Genomic DNA, 23,052 nt, shown 5'->3' with positions numbered 1-23,052 from the left:
ATTTAACTCACTTTGATTTTGTTAATGTTAAAGAGCGACGACCATCTTTTAGCTTTCTAAAGCCAAGAGTTAAGGGTTTTCCCTGTGAATTATTTGCGGTGATGTAGTACAGACCAGCACTGTTTTCGCTTGTAGAATAAGAACAAACCAAAGGATTATCGATAGACCGAGCAAGCACTAAAAGATGACTACTAACGCGATTACCCGCATATTTAGCTCGGTATTTCACGCTTTGCTTTAATGACTTAAATTCAGGCTCAGTTGTTTGAGCAAGATTTTGTTCCAAATTAATATCAGCTACATCTCGCTCATTAATAGAAACCAGATGGTCACTATCGCTAGGTAAGCCAATCAATTGACCAACTTTCATCTCTGCTTTTGACATGGTGATATGTGCCATAGTCGCCCATAGACTTGCACCACGGTATGACACACGAACTTCTGAATGGTTGGCGGTTTTAATGGTTAATTTAGTTGGTTTAAAGAGTTTTAATACTTGCAAACAACGCATTGAATCTTTAATAAATTCACGCGTTTCACGCACTAAAAGACCATCCTTTCCTGTCGCATCAATGTGATATTTTAAATAAAATGCGTTTAGCTCATTTAACGTTAATGTGATGACATTACCTGTTAATGTTTTTGGTTTATTATTATCGTCACTGAAATTGGCAATGAGTACACTAAAGAAATCATAACTATATTGGCTATAGTAAGCCTCATGCGTTGAAATAATACGGTCTTGCGTAAACTTCAGTTTATACGCACCCGTATTGACAACTGTACCTTCAGTACTGAATTTTCTCACATGCTCTTTTGTTTGATATTTAGAGGCTAATAATGTGGTTGTCGCACAATCGTATTCAGCAAAACGGTTATTACGTCCTATACGCTGCACGATATTCGCAGGATGACTCAACTCAGTTGTCATAAACTGACGAGAGATATTTAACGAGGCTTGTGCAATAGGACCTGCAAATAACGTTGCATCAAGAGAGGTAGAATGCTTACCAAACTGCGCCAAAATAGAATGCGTCAGTTGTTTTTTATCGCTTGGCATAAATTTAGAGTGATAACAGGCAATATCGTCACGTTCACTCAACCAACTTTCTAATGCATGTTCTTGAGCTTTAGTTGCCGTATTGAAGATATAAAGCGTGGCCTTGTTATTCGTTTCTGCTTCAGTTTCGAAATGCAAGTGTACTGGCTTGGTATTAAATGATGGCAAAATAACAGGATATTGCCAACTCGCATCACTGCGACAAATTAAGCGTAAATGTAATGGTTCAGGAGTCGCAGAAATAAAGACATGGGCGTTAACCTGATGTTCTTTTAATCGCATTAATAGCGCAGAGATATAATATAACGTCTGAATAGCAAACAATTCATGATATTCATCCCATACAACATAACGTTGCATAAAGGCGATGAAATTAGGTTGAGCACTATTTGTCGTTAGCCATTTCGCTACTTGATCGACAGTAACAATTAATATATCTACATCAAGTAGATCAGCATCTACTTCTTCTTCACCTTGCCAAACGCCTTTTAACTCACCTGAAATCAACCCGACTTTAACATCAGGTACTGATTCCTTAATTTCTTCTAATACCGATAAACCCACAGCAACACGAGGACATATCCATAAAATGCCTTTATTTTCACCACCAGCATCACGCTGGTATTGATATGCCATTAACGCTGTTCGCGTTTTTCCACAACCAGCCGCCCCTACAATAACGTTACCATCAAAATCGATAAGATCATGTGCTGCTTGCTTTTGATCTTTAGTGCGTTGACCTGATAACTCAGGACTCTCTATATAACGAGTAATTGCCAGTTGTAACGAGGCATCATCAAATTGGTGATAGGCATAAGGCGTTTCGATTTCAGCCACATCAAATTGAGACACATGACGATCTGACGCAATCACACAGAAGCGGGTTAAGAAATTATACACATTTTCGTCTAGTTTTTCGGTAAAGCTCTTGCGCCAGTTAGTATAGTCACCTTTATCGCTGGTTGATAACGTAAAAAATGAAGGAACTTTAAACCTATCTACAGCATCGAGGATATTATCCTCTGTAATATCTAGAGCTAATTCGGGGAAGAGTGATGAGCAAAACAATGTAGTATTCTTACTCAATGCACTCAATACATCACTGTCTTCAACGTACTCTTGCAATATTTGAGTAGGGTCAACGTCACGAACAGGCTCGGCATGATGCCAATAGATGCAATAACGGATCATTTTACAAAGTTGACGATGTTTTGCTTGTCGCAACACTAGCGGCTCTATCGTCTCTTTTAATTGCGCCCATAAAACATCAAATAGCAATAAACTAATTTCATGGTGAAGAGGATTCTTTGTAGAAAATAATTCACCTTCTCCGATATCAGGTTGATAAGCATTATCTTGCTGTAAGTAAGCTTGAAAATCGACACACAATTTACCTAAATCATGGCATTTACACGCTATTTCAATCGCTTTATCTACCATTTCACCATTCATAGAATCATCAAACGCTACATTCAATGATTGAAAAATAGAAGAAGCGACTTTAGTTACTTGCTGTGTATGAGCGAGTAATGTTTGTTGGTGGCTATTAGCAATAAAATTCATTCCATGCACTCCACAGGTAAATACATTGGATTCTTATAACTACTTAAGCCATACGAATTAAAAGATAATACCTCTTGATTAGATGATGTATGACTATCTTGAACGCCGATATTTAATGTAAAAACGCGCTGGCTTGATTGACTCGATAAATTAATTTGAGGTAAAGGTGATTGAAAATAGCGCCCAATTAATGCCTTAGCCAATTGTTCTTTTTCTTCTTTATTTGATGACACCATACGCTTCATTGCTTGAACTGGCGCACCTCTTTCTAATTTTCGGTCACGAATAAATGCTCGGTAGTATTTTGGAGTAATGTCAGAGATTGATTTAACCCCAGCACAAGATACCTTTTTCTTAGCTAGTAAATATAAGATGTCAGGGTGCACCAAAATAACATCAGCGTCTTCAGGACAATAAACCATGATGAATTGGCCTACTGTATCCGACTGAATCGCAGGAAAACCGATACCATAGGGGTTGGTACCTGTGTTTTTTATTGAAGACGCAAAAAGCGAGTGCAAGGCCTTAATCAAAGCACTCGTATTTTCGTGACTTGTAGAAATAAACGTTAGTATTTTCACTTTAGTTACCGACACTCAAACTATGTGGGGTGAAGTGGTCAAATAACATTGGCCACGAATTTTTATTCATTATCAAACCTGTGTTCTGATTGATTAAAAATTATTAATAAAACATCAAATAACAGTTCAATTTTTAGCAACATCAACATTATTATTTTTCATTAACATTAATAACTTAACCACTTTTTATCTCATCTTAGCGGTTAATTAATCATATATATATAAGGAACATCACATATCTAATAAACAACACGTTTAATAAAGTGAAAGGTTTTTGTTTCAAGACTAAAGATAACGACAGTATTGACGTATTCACCTCCTTGCTATATTGTCTTTTAACAACTTTTGCTATCGTCGCCCTACTACAGCCTAACTTCTCTTGAATCTGCGAATAACAATCCTAACGTCAGTTGATCTAGAATATCGTGATGTAACGCTAAATTAGGTTGGCGGCATTGATACTTGCCTTCTGCTTTTGCTTTCTCAATACCCTTTTTGGCATTTATGTCTAGTTTCATAATCATCACGCGCCATGGCAGCACCAAGATCTAATATAACCACAGTTGGGCATAGGTTGGTTAACGTCTGAGAAATATAGTAATACAGCAATCACCACGCAAATGCATATGTTTGGGCGGTTGTATTGCTAAGGGGTTGATGAATTAAACAACTGTAATTAAGAAAAGTAATTTGAAACGTTAAAGGCTGAGGTTTTTCTGTTTAAGTGAGCTGATAAGATGCTCAATGTTGTAAATGTCGTTTTCCGAAATTAGTTCATTATGCTCCAGAAAAATTTCGCCTGCTGGGAGTTTGAAAGCTGATATAAACACCTCATCAAATGGGAGATTGGTGCTGGGCGTTGTCTCAAGAAAACTGTCAAATTGCTGGGAACTCCATTCTTGCTTCTGCCTTAATGTATCTCTATTTGAGAAGTACATTACGAATCCTCCGCAAGTATAAAATTTAGTTGCACTCTCAATAAGTTGTAGCGCAATAACACCTAACAATTCTACTTGTGAAAGAAGACGACCTTGCTCTAGAATTTCATCAGCTCTTCTGACATCAACAAACTTGTCTTTGATTACCCAGCTAACCGCTTCGTTTTGCTTCTCTTCTTGCATAAAATGGTCATAGTGCAATTTATACATTAATGTCTGCTTGTACTTTTCAATTGCATCAAAGCCAATATATTTTTCAATGAACTCGTCAGAATATGGGTAAGTGATTATGTCACCTGTTCTAGCATAGATCTCTTCATCATTGAGTAACACTGGCATTGGATCTATCGCTAACCTCATTGCAGCTACAGTCCCAATACAACTCTCTACGTATCCAACAAATTCATCGACAAACACTTCATCATCATATTTGTTTTTGATTCGAATTAATGGGTGATTTCTACTAACATAAAGTTTGTCAAAACCCTGTTTGTGGACGTACTTATTGAGACGCTTTTTAACTTTCTCTGCTTTGTCAAAAAACTCTGAAAGTTTACTTTTAATGTCCTTAAATTCGCTCTCATTTGATTCCAAGTGTTTGATCATACCTGCATACATTGGAAAGTGTTGCTCAGACTTCCATTTATCTAGTTCTCTTTTCCTAACTTCTTCTTCAGTGTCATAGAGATACATCATCGTCATTGCGACTTCTAATGACTGACGTAAAGAGTAAAAGGCACAATCAAAATAACCCTGTTCGAATAAGGCAAGACTATTGACAATTAGATGTCTTGCTTCAAATATGAAGGTGTTTGCAATGCTAGCATCGGATCTTCCAGTGAAGCTGTCTTCGATGTTCGACACATCGAGAAGTAACTTTTCTTTGCTAGGAACTTGTAGAGGCTTAAGATGCCTCGTTTCTTTATATTTTCCAAAATCCATACTTTACCCGACTGTTTTTCCCTTTTGCCACCAATAGTCCATCAAGTAGACACTATACTGGGCGTATACACATTACGCCCACTCTATATCACCCCATAGCTCAGGACGTGACTGGACACTAGTTCTGTTATATCTAGCCATACATTCTTCGATGTATCGAAATATGGTTATTGCTGCGTTAATCATCGCCTGCGCTTCTGGTTCAAGAAGCAGTTCGTTATTATGCGCAAGACTTGCGTGGTTACGAATAGTCCCCAGAGCATTGATGGTTGCAGCCATACTGTTAAGAACATTTGCAACTTCTGATGGCCTATTTCCCTGAGGCTGAAGTGCGGGGTGATTGCTCTTCAGTTCTTTGAAAGCCTTTTGTGCTGTAACGCCTGAATCCAATGGAATATTAGCTTCTTGGCAAAGGCTAACAATGTAAGCATGAAGCGCAGTATGTACACGATCAATTGCACTTGCTGGCATTAGAGTTTTTGCGTCTTGCAGTGCCCTAATGACTGTTTGAGACATAGATTGCGAAGGCTCTGGCACCTGAACATTTCCTGCCATTACCAACTCACCATTGTTGATATGACAAGGTATCCCATGCTTAGATAGAATTTGGTTTATGTGTGCGTCTGTAGGGACGGTGATTTCGAAAAGAGATAGCTGCTCAAATGCATTGTAGATAGCAGCAATAAATCCCGGGCCATTATTACTTGCGTCTGTCATGTACCATTCCAGATCGCCTTTTGCCCAGTCAGTATTAGAACTTCTACTAAACTCTATTCCTGCTGGCTTTGCCATGTGCTTCTTATAGATTTCAATGAGGTTTTTTTCCTCACATCTTTCGTTGAAATTAACTCTTCCCATTAGTGTCTGCAATTCTTTAAAAACATTGTCGGGGATAGCAAAAGGATATTCAGTTGCAAACTGAAGTTCTGCGGGTAGTTCGAGAGGCATCTTCATCCCATTTTTATGTAAGTCGCTTATGAGAAGAATATTATCACTGATTACCAATATGAAAGAAACTTTAACAGATAGTTGCGCTTTTCGAGTTAAGTACATTTCAGATAAGCTTCGCTAAAGAAAGCATTATCTGGATACCTGAAAGCTCTTGCATTAACTCTATAAGGGACAAAGATTAGGCTGGACCAAAGCTCGGTACTTAAGTTAGGTACTGGTCGACTAGAACACAACGAGGGCACTTCCGTGTTTGTGTTACCTGACCGTTTTTTAACTAGATATTTGAGCTTCAACTCACTTTAAAGTGCAACATGAGACATAGGTACAAAATGAGTATTAAATAGTGTCGACATTTTGATATTCGAGAACGTATTCATGGCACTAATTACTGAAATGACAGCACAAGATGCAAGAGATTTCTTCTTAAAGGACACTAGTTATTGCAATTTCCCGCTTCCAATTTACTTCAATTTTGAACCTCTTCTTGAAGCTGTAAGTGATGCGCTTGATAGAAAACAAAACGGCATCAACGACATTGGTTATAAAAAAGCATGTGACTATGAAAGCGCTAACTACACATTACAGACAAACAAAGACGGTCATTATTCATGGCGACCATTCGAGTTGATTCATCCAGCTATCTACGCCCACTTGGTTCACAAGATTACTGAAGAAGATCAGTGGGAACTATTAATTCAACGGTTTGATGAGTTTCAAGGTAATGAAAATATAGTCTGTGCGAGTTTACCTAGAGAAGCAGAAAAGGAAGATACATCTGACACTGCTGAAACTGTCACAGGTTGGTGGCGAGACGTTGAGCAGGAGTCTATAAGTAAAGCACTTGAATTTAAATATCTTTTTACGACAGATATAGCTAACTTTTATCCGTCGATATATACCCATTCAATCCCTTGGGCTATACACACGCGAGAGGTCGCTAAAGCCAATAGAGGTAACAATGCTAATCTTGGTAATCGAATTGATTACGCCTTGCGTCAGATGAGAGAAGGACAGACAAATGGCATACCTCAAGGTTCAGTATTGATGGACTTTATTGCTGAGATTGTTCTTGGCTACGCTGATGATCTACTGGCGCAAAAACTGGATGACGAGCTTATTGATGACTACCATATCATCCGTTACCGAGATGACTATCGAGTCTTTACTAACAGCAAGGAAGACGCAGAGGAAATTGCGAGATATCTAACTGCGATTCTTCAGGGGCTAGGATTACAGCTAAACGCTTCTAAAACCTCTCTATCTGAAGACATAATCTTCAACTCAATGAAGCCTGATAAGCAAGAAGCCTTGATGCTATTCGGCAAAACCGTTGCCGCTACGACTATCCAAAAAACCCTCTTGAAACTAGCTGTCTTTTCCAGAAAGCATAAGAACTCAGGTCAATTAGATAAATACCTTGCGAAGATAAATAAGCGTCTAGAGCGAATGACGAAGATTAAAGAGGATGTTCGACCAATCGTCAGCATCATCGCAGACATGATGATTAATAATCCAAGAACATTTGCTTCTTGTGCGTTAGTTTTGAGTAATGTCCTTAAATTCGTCACAGACGATGACGAGAAACTAGAACTGCTAGAGCTGATTAAAGATAAATTTGAATCCATACTTGGAACAGGAATACTAGACATCTGGCTTCAGCGCATCTCTTACAACATCAATCCTGATATAGAGTATGGAGAGATACTTTGTTCCATCGTGTCAGGTGTGCACGCAGTGCCTCATGAGCATGTTTGGAACTCTGAGTGGATTACAGATAACAACTTTAAAACTGTCGTTATGGCTACGACTTTTGTTGTTCCAGAGGAGCTTGCGAAATGTGAGCCAGTAATACCTGAGGATGAAGTCGTGTTGTTCCCTTATGACATCGACTTTGATGAAGACGATGATGAGTAGTTCGCTACTCACAAAATAAATTATAGAGCAAACCTTCTCCCAACAACTGGGAGGAGGTTACACCTTACCTAAAGCTTTACATTAGTTGTATTAGCTCATCTAATGCACATTTTACTCGTTTGAAAATGCGTTGCAATGAGTCGTAACTTGTTTCGGGGCATTTTCGTGGTTCATGCCTCTCTAGCCAAGCACATGAATTGTAAATAATAAAATTACGTTAGATGTGAAATGGTGGTAATCAAGAAACTAAAAACCCCCATTAACTTATTTTATGGGTACTTACTACTACAAAATTCAATTAGCTTTTAGTTGTTGATATTTCGAGTAATGTTTTTAAATACGTTTTACGTTGTTCTGCTGAGCTAATACGCATAATAGCCTGTTCAAATTGCACCTTAGTACCAACAATTTCAATATTTACTTCTGCGCGTGTTAAAGCGGTATAAATCCACGAACGATCTATCATGCGAGAATTACTTAAAACGACAATGACTCTAGGGAACTGACTTCCTTGACTCTTATGCACTGTAATTGCATAAGCAAGGTCCATTATTAATACTAACTCTGTTGTTAATTTTATCGTACGCCCATCGTCAATCGTCGCAGTGCCGATTACAGGGGTTCCTTTATCATCATTCCCTCCGACACTAACTAAACGCCCCATCGTGCCGTTTTGAATATCCTCATCCCAATTGTTCTCATTAAAAATAATTGGGTCACCCACTCGAATATCTAAATACTGGTTCTCACCAAAGTAGCCAAACTTTAATCGCTGACCACTAGAGTTACACAAATTCTGGCACAGTGTATTTATCTGTCTTATGCCACCCACATCATTATTTTTAACTGCGGCAACAATCTGCGTTTTAGCTGGATTTAATGCATACAAACCCGCTATTTTCTCATTTAAATCAGATGATTGCGTTTCGTGGAATGTAATATTTTCACTTTTAAATTCAGGGATAATGCCATTGCGTATGAGTAAAGTAAATTCTGGAATACCTGTTGAGCCTACTTGCCGATTAACAATGTTCAATTCATTGTTTTTAATGATATTAGTTTTAACTACTTCATGTAAAATAAGTCCATAACCAATAGGTGATAGTTGCGCCTGATCTCCTGATAACAAAATTCGAACATTGCAGTGTAGTTTCATGATAATTTTATACATAGTTGGTAAATCAACCATAGAAGCTTCATCAATAACAATAATTGCGAGGTCATCATCTAATATCTGTGCATTTTTCAAAAAACCAGCAATGGTGCTAGCTGGAAATCCAGTGCTTTCCCTTATTCGCTTTGAAGCCCTCCCAGATAACGCCATAGGAAATATTTTATAACCCATCTTTTGGTAAGATCTTAAAATAACACGCAATGTTGTTGTTTTCCCTGTACCAGCGCCACCAGTTAAAATAGAAATTGAATTGACCATACAATCACAAACAGCTTCAACTTGCTTTTCTAAAAGAGGAAAAGGTAAATCTTGTATAGCGAAAGCCAAAGCTTCATCCTGAATACCACCCCAAAAATCTGTTTTGTTTGCTAAATCTAGAAATCGGTATGCCACTGTTTTTTCCATTAACAATGTGCCCGTAGGGTGGTAGTTGCCATCATTATCGATAATAAAATCAATATTTTCGTGCGATAGCATCAAAGCTTGTTTTGCAAGTTCAGAGTTGTTCAGCACTCGATTCAAAATAGCTTTTACATCTCGATATTCGGCAATGGTATGCCCAGAGTTAGTTCGCTTATAGAGAGCTTCCCTGACGGCTGAAATAAGTCTGCGTGGATCGTCATCCTTTACAAAAAAATACTGTTTTGCCATCACATCAACAGCACTAAATGACATGCCAAATGTTTGCAATACGTAAGGGTTTCCTTGGATACGTTGGATAGTTTTTTCACTATGATGCTTAATGATTCTTGCACTAATCTCAGGGGAAACTCCATGCTCAGAAAACCAATGCAACCATTTGAGATTAGAGTATTTCTCCCATCCATTAATCATCTTTTTCGCGATTTTAGAAGATAATACTTCAGTCAAGCGTTCGACGTTTTTTTCGTTTAAAATTTTATAAACTTCAGTCTTAAAGTGATACCACAATAATCTAGCCTTTACCTCCGCGATACCACCGAATTCTGGATCTTTTGCTATAAAATTAACAAAATGATCTCCACACTCAGGCATTATAACTTTCAGACGAGTAGCATTGACTGTGAGTTTTTTAAAATAGATTTTATTATGCTCAACCGTCTCCTCAAATGCTTTTCCTATAATGTACCAATGCTGACCCGCTATTGGCATCATTGGTAGTAAGCATTTAGGCGCAATAACCATTAGATATTTTTTATTAGTCGCACGTTTAAATCCGTCTTTTATGAGCACTCCGTGGAAAATAACATTACTTCCTCTAACTGAAGAGATTGAGGTAACCCTAATGCTAAAACTGCTATCTTGTTTCATAACGGTGCCCATCCGATGTCAATTAAGGATGAATTTAAAGCCTCAAATCTATCTAATTTTCGCCTCAAAGCTTCGTTTTCGGCTTCAAGTTCGGTAATCCTACTTTCTAACCTATGTGTATGAACAACCAACTGGCTTTGTTTTCGCTTATTTTGGTCTAAGAGTTTAGAATCATTGCTTTTTAAAGAGCTTTCTTTTTCAACTTTTGTAGGCAAAATTCCTTTTGCCACTAACTGACTCTCTAGCTCTATTAGTGCAGCTTTAACCTTTGGATTCTGTCGTAATACTGATACCCCAAACCCACAAGCTTTCGCAATTATATTTCGTCCCAAAACACCATCCTTCAGGTTCACTATTGCCCTGAAACCGTCATCAGTCTGAGCTTCTTTCCATGCTAAAAAATTTATGAAATTGCCTTCTCCTTTTTGCTTTCCACTCAATTTCTTAGACATTTTCACCTCTTATTTTTTAAGCACTTCATTCCGAGTTCTCTGAAGAATGTCAATTAATAAAGGATTTCTAGTTGCCTGCTCAGCCAAAATTTTAATAAAAGTCTGCAATTGACCGTTTTTCACTTCATAAGACTCAATCTCAGCGTTTAATTCCTTGATTTTAGAGTCTCGTTCTACAAGTGCGGCGATCAGAACCTTTTCCTTTTTGCTAAGATATTTTGCTGCCTCCATTGGTAATGATGGCCTCCCTCGCAACTGATCCTTCTTTTGATCATATTCATTTTTAATTGCATCATAGGTTATAAGTGTTTGTCGAGTCGTGGTTATCCCCATATCATTTTTTATACGAAGAACAAGAAGTTCCCATGTTAACTTATTAGAAGCCCAAGACTTAATAATTGCTTGTATTTTAATTATTTGTATTGTGTCTAATGATGGTCGAGCCATTAATTGTTCCTAAAAAAGATCTGACATAAAATCAGTTATTCCACTATCTTCATCAAAAGATTTAAATTCAATTGCCTCTGTGAGTGCAGATTCCGCATTTGGTAAAGCGAATTTTCTTTCGGTGATAATCCTTCTCTCAACATCAGTAATACGAATCATATTTTTATGTGATAAAATTCTGATAATCGAACCAACCTTGATCTCTGCATCTTCCATCACAGCAATTAATTCTCGCAACATGTTTGTATTATGATAATGGGTAGTAAACCACCGTTGTAGTCCCTCTCGTTGACAGAATTGAGGTTTTGCTTGGACTATATTTAAACGTGACTCTTGTGCGACTAAATCCCGTTTGAGTAGTTCCAGAGATTTCTTATCATGAGCAATATGACACGATGACGGACATAATGTGCACTGAGTAAAAAAATCATTCAAATACGTGCAAGGAGATTCACTTAGATTTTGAGTACAAATGCCCACATTCGTAACTGTAGTTGCCGTTTTGGTTGCTTTTTCAAACTGATCCCTACCAATCGCCTTAATTGAAATATCCTCATTTGACTCCGGGTAAAAAATATCTGCAATTTCAGAGGATTTTTCTGCATTAGTACGGTGGATATAATGCATAATTTGATTAGGGTCCTTACGTCCAGACCATAAGTTTATTAAGGCATGTGGGACGCCTTGACGCTCCGCAATATCGTTGTGCCAATGCCGTAATGGGTGTGGCGTCATTTCAAATTCAGGGGCAAACCCGTAATCAGAAAATATTGTGTTATCCCCCCCTTTTAGATCTTTTGTAAATAAAACTCCAAGAGATGATAGCGATACAATCAAATAATGATGGCCTCTTCCTACGCCATTTTTCCTTCTAACTAATTGATTATCGGTAAATGCAAAGAGAGCATTTTTGTATTTACATTTACCATTAGAACTATTATTCAATCCAATAGGAAAACCTTGAAGTTGACTAACTGCATATTTAACCATGAAATTTTGGAATTGTGATACTGTAATCACTTTAATGCTGTCATCGTTACCATTAGAGTGAATCATCTGCATCGCACCTTTTTTCAATTGAACGCCATGTAAATACTTGTTATAAGGGCATGACTGTACAATCATTAACTCATCTTCTGGCTTTAAATCAGGTATTTTTTTTAAATATGTTTTATATTTACCACAATTACCAGTAACTATTTTTTCAGATCCTTTTGTGTTTTGTGATACTCGGATGTTTCCATCACCGTTGTCATAAAATCCTAATAAATATCCTAAATGAATTAGTGTAATAGGCTTATTCATGTCAGGATCAAGAGCATTCATATTTGCCAGAGATGGAGTGAACTCACCCAAAACAATATTTAATGGCAATAGTGTATTTTCGTAAAATCGAGCCAACACACGAGCAGGTTCACAGACAACCGCCATATACTCTAAACTACGATCTACCGATTCGGACATTACACCTAAAAAATGTTTCCTATTATTGACAAATCCCTTAGAACCCTTCCAATCAAGATAATGTATAACCTCTTCTTTTCCATTAACTTTCTCAGATCGTGTTTTTAATCGCTGCTTCTCCAAAATTGTCTGTTCTGCAACAGCCCTATTAGGTGATGCCATTGCAATCGCAGCCATTGCTGAACTAAAGGCGTTACGTTGATTAGCTGTAGAATGCGTATTCCATTTTATTCGTTCTGACGGAATCTCATCATGAAAAATGGCTCCAAGCGCAAGTAATAATTTAGTGTCCGGTATTTTTGCTTTTCTTCTGTCAACCGTATCACTACCTGAAGGCATTTCTCTATATTTTGCAGGTGGTAATTGAATGCTTGATGGTATCAGTTTTTGCTTATGCAACCATTTAAAAAACGCACCTAAAATTACAGTATTATTTAATTTATCTAATGTAGAATCCAAGCTTGACTGTGTCAGGTTCGAAGGGTTATCGTTAAGAACAGAAAGAAACTCCCTTGCTTTAGCAACTTTATCTTTTACTTTATGAGGACTATTCTTACCCGCTATTGTATCAATAGCAAAGGCGATAATTAAGTGCCGCAACTCCTTCGGTAACACTTGTGATAATGAATAATTTTTTACTGTCGATTGGTGATAGATCCCTACTGTATTATTTAGACAATACAAATTAATAGTTCTACCATTTGGGTAGGTAAATTTGAATGCAACATCATCCCAATCAGCCTGCCTATTATTTATTCCAGTTGTAAATCCGACCAATTCTTGCTGCATTAATTTATTAATCAACACACACTGACGTGTTATATAGGGGTTTAATTCATTCATGACTTAATCCTCTCGTCATTGTGTTAATTTCATCACATGCCTTGATTGTAGCGTTAATATATAAAATGACTTTTCGCAGTTTTTTCACTGTGGCTTTATTTCCATCAATCTTGTTGAACTCATATTTGGTTAACGCTTTATCAAGATAGCGTTGATGATCAGCATCATCAAAAGGTCGAAAATTATCGCAAGGATAACAACCTAGAGGCGCACCCAGTTTAGACTCACAACTAGCACAGTTGGCAGGTTTAGCCTGAATACCTATCTCCTCTTCAAACTCATCAACGACTGTAAAGCCCGATTCTCTTTTTAGGTTTTCAACCGACGTTGCACCAAATCGCTTTAAGACATCGTTATCAGCAAACGCTTGATTTATCTGCACACGCGCTGCGAAATCAAGTTCAATGTACGGCCGAACTGCCAGTTCTGTAACGCCAGTAATTTTAGCCAGATAAGAAACTGATAGCCCCATCGATGCACCTAGTGTTAACATGGTGTGCCGTAACCTGTTATTTTTTAATTCGAGTTTTTTATCAAGAACACGATCACTTTTTGCATCCAATTTTGTGAAAAATTGACTAATACCCTGAAGGAGGTAAGCGGAATTTTGATGGAACGCATCCGACATTATCCCTAATGATTTGAATAAATTGGATTTTGTACCAAAGGTTATTTTAAATAATTCCATATTGGGTATGACTGGACACCTCATCAAAATTTCTTTTCGTTCATCATCAGTTAAAAGGATCCCCTGTTTTTCCAATGATTTCATTAACATTAACTCATATTGCTTAAAGTATTTAACTACCAGTAAAGAAAAATTCGGCTCTAGACGATGAGAATCTCTCTCTGCTTGAATTCGAAAAGCATCATTCTTGCCTTTAAATATTCGAATGTGGAGGCACTCAACGTCACTAAATAGATATTCAGAGATAGGTGTCCACTCAGGTTTAGCATTACGTTGACTAGAAAACGATTGACCTACAGGAAGAAAGTCACAAAATTTTAATTGATTGAGTTGACAACCTCTACGAACAAGAGCTATCAAAAGTTGACTCGACATTAGCCACGAGAATATACGAAGATCATCCAAAAGCATGCTATTTTCAGGTAAATTAGCTGTAGCTAAACGCAATTGTTCTTTGATTGAGTCAAACTCGAACTCAGAATAAACACCTTTTTCTAGATCTAAGATATTTTCAGTTTTAGATTGTTTAGGGCGGTTACTCTGGGTAAATTTATTAATCTCTTTAAATTGAGTAAGACTTCCATATTTAATTAGCCGAGAAACTGTTGTTGCCACACCCAATTTTTGAGCATCAGTTAATGACAACCAGAAAATTTTAAATTTAACTAGAGATAATAGATTAATACCAATAAGCTTTAAGAAGCTTGATGTATCTCTCAGGCTTGCAAAAGCAAGCTTTCCAGCCATTATTGCAAGTGCAATACGCAGATCCAAAAAAGTTTGCTCGTCGTAGCCAGATTCATACATCCAATCAAGGTTTAAATTGTTTTGTGTACCAAGCTGCCACTTATCAGTAAAAATATTAATATTATACAATTTGATTTTGGCTCGATATTCACTCTGCCCCTTGAAATTTAATTCTAATTGCACAAGTTCTATTTTTTTTGTTATTACGGCCATTAGATATATCCTTGTGCTGGAACTGTATCATTTTGATTTTTAGCTGAAATCTCGTGTATCATCATCGCAATTTCAAACCTATTGTAGGTTCCAGCCATCTGACTGTTCTCTGACCAGCCCATCGCATATTTTCGTAAATCATCAATTTGCTTTATTGTATAACCAAGCTTTTTAGCATTTGTGCTAAATATCTCATTCCATTTGTGACGGAATTTGTGCGGATGTAGATGACAACCAACAGCTTTTCCTAGAGTTTTAACAGCGCCATAAGCAGCGTCCTTAGATAAGGGTTTTCCTGCTGTGGAACCCTGTTCGGCAATAAAAACATACTCGTGGTTTTCTGACTCAGGGTATTTAATACGCTCTGTTTCAATATATAATTTGAGTAACTTTGCTAGTTCAGACGATATGGCTGATGTATGTGCTTTTGTTTTTTGAGCTGGCGCTTTTCTGCGTTTATCTTGCCTTTTCCCCTTTTGCCTTCTATTAGTAACTCGGGTAATCATTATCCGTGGGTTATCCCAATCATATACAATATCGAAAGTTTTCATCTTGAGCATCGCTCCAAGACGAATTCCAGTTTCTATTAGTAATAAAATCATTAAGCTATTTCGTAGCTTTGCACCTTGCCACGGATTATCTGGATCGCTAGGCTTGATTATCTTCAGGAGTTTAAAAAATTCTTCATCTCCTATAACTTTTTTACAGGGATCTTTGGTAACTGTATCATCATTACCAATCTCACTAATTACATCCAAAATGGATTTTTCAAAATTTGCTGATGCTAGATTTACTGATTCTGGTACATAGTAGTCATAGTGATGATACTTTGTCAGAAATTGAACATAACGTAAAAAAAGTTTTAATCGCAGTCGTCTTGTATGAGATGAGGCAGTATTTTCCGTGTGGGCAGTTGCCTGCATTAAATTATCAATTTTCTTATCTGAAAAACTAGCCAGATTTAAAATATTACCACTACCACTATTTTGATCTTTATCAACCAACCTCTTACAGTGAAATGCAAAATCATCGATTTCTGAATTCGTTAGAAATAGCCCCGATGATACTCTATTCACAATATTTATATTTTTTGCCTGAAAATACCTATATATAAACATCAATATATACGCATACGTTTCTCGTGTAGCATTCGTTTTATCACCATACGAATGATGTAGATGACTATTTAAATAAAAACACGTAGGTATAACATTGCAAAGATTATCAACGATCATAATCTCATATCTACCAGTGGTAGAGTCTAGATATTTACTAATGCAATATTCCATACAAAAACAAAATCCTCTTAATTATTTTTCGTATCCATCACTAAAGTTAATCACTTTAACGTTATTTGTAAAGAACAAATACATTTATTTAACTTAAGACTTTGAACTAAACATGTTTTATTTAAATATTAACCTAAAGCAATACTTTACATTTTAATTGCCCGTTTTAATTCTCTGAAATTCCTGCTGGTATTTTCGGTGAGAAAACAGTCAAACTAAATAAAAATGGCGTTCCAGCACGTGCAGCATGGGCACAATTCTTTATTGTTATTCCACTGCTTATTGTACCAATGTTAGGTTCAGATTCAGTACAAGAACTAATGAGTACTGTAATTAACATGACAGCAGCAGCGTCAATGTTACCACCACTGTTTATTATGATTGCTTACTTAAACCTACGTCTAAAATTGGATCACCTACCACGTGATTTTAAAATGGGCTCACGCACAACCGGTATTGTGATGGTATCAATACTAATAGGTATTTTTAGCATTGGTTTCTTAGCATCAACCTTCCCAACAGGAGCTGATATTATGACTATTATCTTCTATAACGTTGGTGGTATTGTAATATTCCTTGGTTATGCATGGTGGAAATACAACCGCTATGAGCGTCAGTTAGCAGCTGAACAACAACCAACTTTAGCAACAGCAACTAACGACTAATACTGCTAAGTTTTCGTTTTACCAAGGCCTTGAGTTCCCCCTCAAGGCTTTTTTATATCTTCGCCTCAACACCATCCAACAGTGACATTATAGTCATAAAATTTCACACACAATCTTAACTTTATGTGTCAGATAGCATATAATTAGTCTATGTGTGTAATGGAACTCATTAACTAAATAAGGATATTATGCGAAAATCGCTGGTGATAAGTTTACTCTTCACTCTACTATTACTTACTTTAACCGTGATAGGCGCACTGACTAACAGCCAACAAAATAATGATGAAACAATCAATAAAATAAAAACAGCTCAACGCCACCAACAATTACAGCAACAACAAGTACTTACTCAGCAGATAGAACATACAATAAGCCAATTAAATCAGCTAAATACTCATTTACGCCAACAACATTGGCAGCTAATACTGACCGCTAGCCAACGTAACGATTTTATTCAATTTACCAATAATATACTAACAAATAACCCTGATATTCATAGCATTACTCTGATTGATTATAAGAATAGTCATCGATTAAAAATAATCGCAACCCCAGAATCTGAAAATATTGTTGTAGATAATAAACCCGTACTATCTACCACTGAATTGAGCAATATAGATCATACTTTTTCACTACCACCGAACAAGACCTATATTAGTGCCCTATCCCTTGAAAATAACCACATCGCATATTATCAGCACATTACAATTAATAATCACCAATGGGTTATTAAAATTGAACAAAAAGACACACTAACAGCATTTTTAAATAATAAACCATTAACACAGCAGTTTTGGGTTATCGATAATAGCGGTAACACGCTAATTAATATAGATAACAATAAAAATTCTATTTTTAATAATGTCCTAAAGTTTAAGAATGGCCACTTTGCATTATGGAAAAAAATACAAAGTTATAATCATAATCAAATAATTAAAAATAATACACTTTATACTTACTCTCCTCTTTTTATACCAAAACAATTAAAATCAAACATTGACTTTAGATTAGGTAATCTATCACCGTGGATATTAATTTCAGAAATTAAACTAACAAATACTAGTAGTACAGCATATCTTCAGCAGCTGTTTAATAAATATCTCATTATATTTATAATAATAATTCTTAGTACTATTAGTATAATTTTAACTCTTCGGTATATTAATCAACAAAAAAATGAGATACGTCGCATTAACAGTGTCAGAAATACAACTCTTCACCGCTATTATTCTTTAATAGAAAATACGGACTCTGGTATTATCGTAATCAATAAGAAACGTAAAATAACAGCAATAAATTCAGCAGCCATCACGATTTTAGAGTTAAAAAAAGATGCTCTTTATAAAAATATCGTTTCACACATATCAGCTATTAACACCAAAACAGATATTGTAAGATTATTAAAAAGCATTGATGAACTCGGATTTAATGATAAGAAAAAAATACAATTAAAAATAAATACGCCCCCATTTAAACATTTAGAGATAATAGCCACAAAAATTAATAATAACGATGACCATATCATGCTACATATTATCGATGTCACCTCTTGGGTCAAACGTGAACAAAAATTAAAAGGATTATCGCGCGCAGTAGAACAAAGTGAAGAAGCCGTTATTATCACTGATAAATTTGGTTTTATTGAATATGTAAATAGCTCATATGAAAAAAGCACTGGTGAAATATCAAATAATATCATTGGCTTAAATAGTAAAACCATTTTTAAACGTTATATAAATGATAATGAAAAAATAGATGATATCCAATCTAAGTTAAACCAAGGGCAAACCATTCAACGCATTATTTCCCAAAAAAACACTGACAATACTATTCATTATCTTGATAATACAATATCACCAATACGTGATGAAAATGATAGAATAAGTAACTATATATCAACCAGTAAAGATATTACTGAACGTATAAATTATGAAAACCGTTTACACCATCTTGCTCATTATGACCAATTAACAACTCTACCTAATAGAACTATGTTTATTACTGAAGTAAATAACACTATCTTAGCAGCTAAAAAGAATCAATCACAAATGTCAGTATTAGTTATTGAGATTGACCTTTTTAAAAAACTACATGATTCATTAGGTAATGATAATATCGAAAACATTTTAGTCATTATATCAAAACGCATTCGTTCAAATCTAAGAGATATTAATCTGCTTTCTCGATTAAATAACAATCAATTCGGTGTGATTATTCAATCAGCTCAACAAAAGAAGAGTATTAACCACTTAGCAACAAGGCTACTTAATAATATTAAAGCTCCCATTAGTTACGATGGTAAACTTATTTCAACCTCTGCGATTATTGGTATTTCATTCCAAACGAATACAGCAATAACTGCAGAACAAATCCTTAAAAATGCAAATATTGCATTAAGCTCTGCAAGAGATAAAACAAAAAACCAATATTGCTATTTCAGCCCTGAAATGGAAATAGAAACGGCTCATAAATTAGAATTAGAATCCGAATTACGTAAATCGATTAATACTGATCGCTATGAGTTTTACTATCAACCAAAAGTATTAGCACACTCACATACATTAACGGGTGTTGAAGCATTATTACGTTGGCGCGATAAAGATGGCCACTATCAAGCTCCGGTTGATATTATTCCTTTACTTGAGTCATCAGGTCTCATCCTTGAAGCGGGGACTTTTTTAATTGAAAAGGCCTGTTCTCAACTTCAACAATGGCAACGACAAGGGTTGGCTATTAGTATGGCGATCAACATTTCTGCAAAACAATTACTGGAGTCAGACTTAACGACAATTTTAACAGAAGCAATAGCAAAAGCCGGCTGTAACCCTGCCTATTTAGAGCTTGAAATAACAGAAAGTGTATTAATGACAGATATTGAATTAGCCTATCAAAAATTAATCGAACTTAAAAAAATTGGCATTAAAATCGCTATCGATGATTTTGGTACTGGCTACTCTTCACTGGCTTATCTTAGTCGCTTCCCTATTAACATTCTCAAAATCGACCGCGAGTTCGTAAAAGAATTACCTTATAATCGAGATAGCATTACTATCATTGAGGCTATTATTGATCTTGCCCATAATCTTGGTTTAACCGTTGTCGCTGAAGGTGTTGAAAATATTGAACAAATTCACTTCCTTGAGAGCGTTGGCATTGAAGAATTCCAAGGGTATTATTTCAATAAACCATTAACTCGTTGTCATTTCAATCGTCAATATTTACCTCAGCAACAACAAATACCAGATAACATTGTATAATAGGTTCTCTTATTCAACGTTGTAGCTTATTATTAATCTTACACGCCATTTTATTGTTAACTATAAGTGGATGATTTTTGATTACTGAGTAGGACGTCACAATGAGTTTTAGTGATCACTTAGATAACTTTATTAAGCAACGGGAACAATTTGGTCAACAGCCAAATAGAATGCAAAAGCGCAATACGTATGTTGTTGTTGATGCAACCGATCAAAGCAAAGCACGTGAAGCGATGGCAAAAGAACAAGAACAAGCCACATTGCGCGCAGAACAAGAAACAAAACAATACCATCAACGTATTCGTGGACGTTGTGTACTCCCAAGTGAGGCACAAGCACAGCAACAACGCCAAGATAATTCTCGCCCAGCGGATCCCGATCGTATTGCATACATCCAACAACTTAAAAAAGACCTAAAGCTAAAAAAATACGCTGCTGAATAATTTATTACACACAAAAACAAACCTTATTACTCACGCCAGTATTTCAACGTTATATCGTTCTCACTTCATAGCCTTAATAGTAATGATACCTTATATCGTTACGATTAAGGCTACCCCCTACTGCTTTTAAATCACTATTCTTTACTATCATTTATAAATAGCGAAAAAATAATGTTCAGCTATTATTCTCACCTAATGAGATAATATTTCATAAGCAACATGTTATATCGCAACTTATTTATCATGCTTAAACGCAATATGTTTTCTAAAATATGCCCCCATAATAAAATATTTACTCACATTTAATGGCTAATAGTTGCAAAAAAAGCCTCAAAACACCATTTTGAACAGTGTGTAATAACTTTTTTCGTTATTTTTATATTTTTTTTTCAACAGCTGATTAATCCTGTTTAACCTCTTAAGCTTCATTTCTCAAATTACGAGAATTAATACTTTATTTTATATTACATTCTCGGCAACTAAATTTTCATTTTAACCTTTGCATTACAGCCTCTAAATAAAAGGAATGCTGTACCCTATAGTAAAAAAAGACCAACAACAAAATATAACACTATGATTCTTAAAAACTAACAGCCATAAGGAAAGTAAAAAACACCTTCTGAATGATATTTATATTACTAATAAACACCAAAACAACAAACAAACTAAAAATTAACAACAAGCAACAACAATTTAACAGTAAACCATATATAAAAACGACTACTTAATAATATCTAAATAGCTAAGTACTAAAAACGAGAAGTGCCTAACACAGTAATGCAGTGAAGGCAATATGGTAAGAATGTCTTTTTGGGGTTAAAATTAGCATCAAAGAAGTAAAAAAGAAGATTTTAAATGAACACAACAATTCATGTTAATGAGCTCGAATCATTGCTCATCGCAATAATCGTGCTTTTTCTTGGCTACTTTATTAATACTAAAGTCAAGATTTTAAGAAAGTATAATATTCCAGAGCCAATTGTTGGCGGACTTGTCATTGCTTTTATTATTACCTTTTTCCATTTTCAAGGTTTTGACATTAGTTTCAAATTAAGTATGCAAGACACGTTAATGCAAATGTTTTTTGCAACTGTCGGCCTTGCCGCTAGCTATAAGCTGCTAATGAAAGGCGGTTCACGCGTATTTCTATTTTTAGGAATTGCAACAGTATTTATCATTATTCAAGATGCTGTTGGTGTAGGGATGAGTAAAGCATTAGGCTTAGATCCATTACTTGGACTTATTGTCGGTTCGATCACGCTTTCAGGCGGTCACGGTACAGGTGCAGCTTGGTCACAAACTTTTGCTACCGATTACGGCCTAAATACCTTAGAACTATCAATGGCAGCAGCAACATTTGGTTTGATCATGGGTGGTATTATCGGTGGTCCAATTGCACAGCGATTAATCAACAAACATAAGCTAAAGTCTGATTTTGGTGAAAGTGGTAATCATCACATTGAACACCCTGATTTGATCACCTATAGCGATCGTGAAGAAGACCGTATTACGTCTAAAAACACCATTGAAGTATTATTTATTTTATTGGTTTGTGTTGCTGGTGCATCACATTTTAAAGACTTTATCGACGGCCTGGGTATCAGTGCATTACGCATTCCTGAATTCGTATATGCATTGTTTATTGGTGTGTTTATTACTAATGTCTGCGAAGGGACTAAGTGTTATAAGATTAATAAAGAAACCGTTGATGCGCTTGGCACGATATCCTTATCATTATTCTTAGCAATGGCACTGATGAGCTTGCACCTATGGGAACTCATGGACTTGGCAATGCCAATGTTGATTATTCTTGCAGTTCAAACCCTTGTACTAGGTTTATTTACCTACTTTGTTACTTTCCGAGTAATGGGAAGTAATTATGACGCCGCAATCATTGCCGGTGGTCATTGTGGTTTTGGTATGGGTGCAACACCGACAGCAGTGATGAATATGGGTTCATTAGTGTCACGTAATGGCCCATCACCACAAGCCTTTATGGTTGTACCTATCGTTGGTGCTTTCTTTATTGACATCACTAACCTACTTGTACTGCAAGGTTACATTAGTTTTCTTGGTCACTAACCACTAAAACAGCTAACCTTTCAATAAAAAGGGGCAAGATAGACAGTGT

Annotated in this window: 15 protein-coding genes and 1 pseudogene; 5 read left to right on the top strand and 11 right to left on the bottom strand. The window is 36.0% G+C overall.

Annotated elements, in window-relative coordinates; genetic code table 11:
* Positions 1-7: 7 nt before the first annotated feature.
* The 5 genes from G6R09_RS12235 to G6R09_RS12215 form a co-directional block, all read right to left on the bottom strand.
* The gene (locus tag G6R09_RS12235) at positions 8-2,623 is read right to left on the bottom strand and encodes a CRISPR-associated endonuclease Cas3'' (protein WP_163922710.1); all 2,616 of its coding nucleotides are present in this window, start codon (positions 2,621-2,623) and stop codon (positions 8-10) included.
* Complete coding sequence (gene cas6f, locus G6R09_RS12230) at positions 2,620-3,204, bottom strand: type I-F CRISPR-associated endoribonuclease Cas6/Csy4 (protein ID WP_163922707.1); 585 nt, start codon at positions 3,202-3,204, stop codon at positions 2,620-2,622. The genes G6R09_RS12235 and cas6f overlap by 4 nt, the downstream gene beginning before the upstream one ends.
* Positions 3,205-3,566: 362 nt before the next feature.
* Positions 3,567-3,722 carry a hypothetical protein gene (locus tag G6R09_RS20015; RefSeq protein ID WP_373423717.1) on the bottom strand — a complete coding sequence of 52 codons (156 nt, stop codon included), beginning with the start codon at positions 3,720-3,722 and terminating at the stop codon, positions 3,567-3,569.
* Positions 3,723-3,902: 180 nt separating this feature from the next.
* Positions 3,903-5,084: a teicoplanin resistance protein VanZ gene (locus G6R09_RS12220; RefSeq protein WP_163922705.1), complete on the bottom strand. Its 1,182-nt coding sequence runs from the start codon at positions 5,082-5,084 to the stop codon at positions 3,903-3,905.
* Between the two features lie 72 nt (positions 5,085-5,156).
* Positions 5,157-6,137: an abortive infection family protein gene (locus tag G6R09_RS12215; RefSeq protein ID WP_163922703.1), complete on the bottom strand. Its 981-nt coding sequence runs from the start codon at positions 6,135-6,137 to the stop codon at positions 5,157-5,159.
* Between the two features lie 273 nt (positions 6,138-6,410).
* Between G6R09_RS12215 and G6R09_RS12210 the strand changes: the two genes are divergently transcribed.
* Positions 6,411-7,949 carry an RNA-directed DNA polymerase gene (locus G6R09_RS12210; protein ID WP_163922702.1) on the top strand — a complete coding sequence of 513 codons (1,539 nt, stop codon included), beginning with the start codon at positions 6,411-6,413 and terminating at the stop codon, positions 7,947-7,949.
* Between the two features lie 298 nt (positions 7,950-8,247).
* Here the strand turns inward: G6R09_RS12210 and G6R09_RS12205 are convergent, their stop codons facing one another.
* The 6 genes from G6R09_RS12205 to G6R09_RS12180 are packed head-to-tail and all read right to left on the bottom strand — an operon-like array spanning position 8,248 to position 16,556.
* A complete protein-coding gene (locus G6R09_RS12205) occupies positions 8,248-10,413 on the bottom strand; it encodes an AAA family ATPase (RefSeq protein WP_163922700.1) in 2,166 nt (721 codons plus the stop codon).
* Complete coding sequence (locus G6R09_RS12200; RefSeq protein ID WP_163922698.1) at positions 10,410-10,865, bottom strand: VPA1267 family protein; 456 nt, start codon at positions 10,863-10,865, stop codon at positions 10,410-10,412. The genes G6R09_RS12205 and G6R09_RS12200 overlap by 4 nt, the downstream gene beginning before the upstream one ends.
* Positions 10,866-10,874: 9 nt before the next feature.
* Positions 10,875-11,312: a hypothetical protein gene (locus G6R09_RS12195; RefSeq protein WP_163922696.1), complete on the bottom strand. Its 438-nt coding sequence runs from the start codon at positions 11,310-11,312 to the stop codon at positions 10,875-10,877.
* 9 nt (positions 11,313-11,321) lie between these two features.
* Positions 11,322-13,619, bottom strand: coding sequence for a hypothetical protein (locus G6R09_RS12190; protein WP_163922694.1), 2,298 nt, complete (start codon positions 13,617-13,619; stop codon positions 11,322-11,324).
* A complete protein-coding gene (locus tag G6R09_RS12185; RefSeq protein ID WP_163922692.1) occupies positions 13,612-15,267 on the bottom strand; it encodes a hypothetical protein in 1,656 nt (551 codons plus the stop codon). Before G6R09_RS12185 ends, G6R09_RS12190 begins: the two co-directional genes overlap by 8 nt.
* Positions 15,267-16,556: a site-specific integrase gene (locus G6R09_RS12180; RefSeq protein ID WP_163922690.1), complete on the bottom strand. Its 1,290-nt coding sequence runs from the start codon at positions 16,554-16,556 to the stop codon at positions 15,267-15,269. Before G6R09_RS12180 ends, G6R09_RS12185 begins: the two co-directional genes overlap by 1 nt.
* 170 nt (positions 16,557-16,726) lie before the next feature.
* Here G6R09_RS12180 and G6R09_RS12175 point away from each other — a divergent pair.
* From G6R09_RS12175 to gltS, 4 genes and pseudogenes are all read left to right on the top strand, one after another.
* Positions 16,727-17,221, top strand: a pseudogene (locus tag G6R09_RS12175) (amino acid permease); the annotation flags it as partial.
* 188 nt (positions 17,222-17,409) lie between these two features.
* A complete protein-coding gene (locus tag G6R09_RS12170) occupies positions 17,410-20,478 on the top strand; it encodes an EAL domain-containing protein (RefSeq protein ID WP_065168610.1) in 3,069 nt (1,022 codons plus the stop codon).
* Between the two features lie 101 nt (positions 20,479-20,579).
* Positions 20,580-20,921: a hypothetical protein gene (locus G6R09_RS12165; RefSeq protein ID WP_060997460.1), complete on the top strand. Its 342-nt coding sequence runs from the start codon at positions 20,580-20,582 to the stop codon at positions 20,919-20,921.
* Between the two features lie 855 nt (positions 20,922-21,776).
* Positions 21,777-23,003 carry a sodium/glutamate symporter gene (gltS, locus tag G6R09_RS12160; RefSeq protein ID WP_065168611.1) on the top strand — a complete coding sequence of 409 codons (1,227 nt, stop codon included), beginning with the start codon at positions 21,777-21,779 and terminating at the stop codon, positions 23,001-23,003.
* Positions 23,004-23,052 lie beyond the last annotated feature (49 nt).

Origin of the sequence: Photobacterium sp. Alg240-V54 (assembly GCF_900537155.1) — a bacterium.
In the GTDB taxonomy this organism is placed as follows: domain Bacteria; phylum Pseudomonadota; class Gammaproteobacteria; order Enterobacterales; family Vibrionaceae; genus Photobacterium.
The sequence above is the reverse complement of the archived record's forward strand: the minus strand, read 5'-3'. Positions and strand labels throughout refer to the sequence as shown.

Coding starts and splice junctions, on each gene's coding strand:
- G6R09_RS12220 (WP_163922705.1), bottom strand. CDS start 5,084: ATGGATTTTGGAAAATATAAAGAAACGAGGCATCTTAAGCCTCTACAA.
- G6R09_RS12185 (WP_163922692.1), bottom strand. CDS start 15,267: ATGGCCGTAATAACAAAAAAAATAGAACTTGTGCAATTAGAATTAAAT.
- gltS (WP_065168611.1), top strand. CDS start 21,777: ATGAACACAACAATTCATGTTAATGAGCTCGAATCATTGCTCATCGCA.
- G6R09_RS12235 (WP_163922710.1), bottom strand. CDS start 2,623: ATGAATTTTATTGCTAATAGCCACCAACAAACATTACTCGCTCATACA.
- G6R09_RS12210 (WP_163922702.1), top strand. CDS start 6,411: ATGGCACTAATTACTGAAATGACAGCACAAGATGCAAGAGATTTCTTC.
- G6R09_RS12165 (WP_060997460.1), top strand. CDS start 20,580: ATGAGTTTTAGTGATCACTTAGATAACTTTATTAAGCAACGGGAACAA.
- G6R09_RS12205 (WP_163922700.1), bottom strand. CDS start 10,413: ATGAAACAAGATAGCAGTTTTAGCATTAGGGTTACCTCAATCTCTTCA.
- G6R09_RS12215 (WP_163922703.1), bottom strand. CDS start 6,137: ATGTACTTAACTCGAAAAGCGCAACTATCTGTTAAAGTTTCTTTCATA.
- G6R09_RS12190 (WP_163922694.1), bottom strand. CDS start 13,619: ATGAATGAATTAAACCCCTATATAACACGTCAGTGTGTGTTGATTAAT.
- G6R09_RS20015 (WP_373423717.1), bottom strand. CDS start 3,722: ATGAAACTAGACATAAATGCCAAAAAGGGTATTGAGAAAGCAAAAGCA.
- G6R09_RS12195 (WP_163922696.1), bottom strand. CDS start 11,312: ATGGCTCGACCATCATTAGACACAATACAAATAATTAAAATACAAGCA.
- G6R09_RS12200 (WP_163922698.1), bottom strand. CDS start 10,865: ATGTCTAAGAAATTGAGTGGAAAGCAAAAAGGAGAAGGCAATTTCATA.
- G6R09_RS12180 (WP_163922690.1), bottom strand. CDS start 16,556: ATGGAATATTGCATTAGTAAATATCTAGACTCTACCACTGGTAGATAT.
- G6R09_RS12170 (WP_065168610.1), top strand. CDS start 17,410: ATGCGAAAATCGCTGGTGATAAGTTTACTCTTCACTCTACTATTACTT.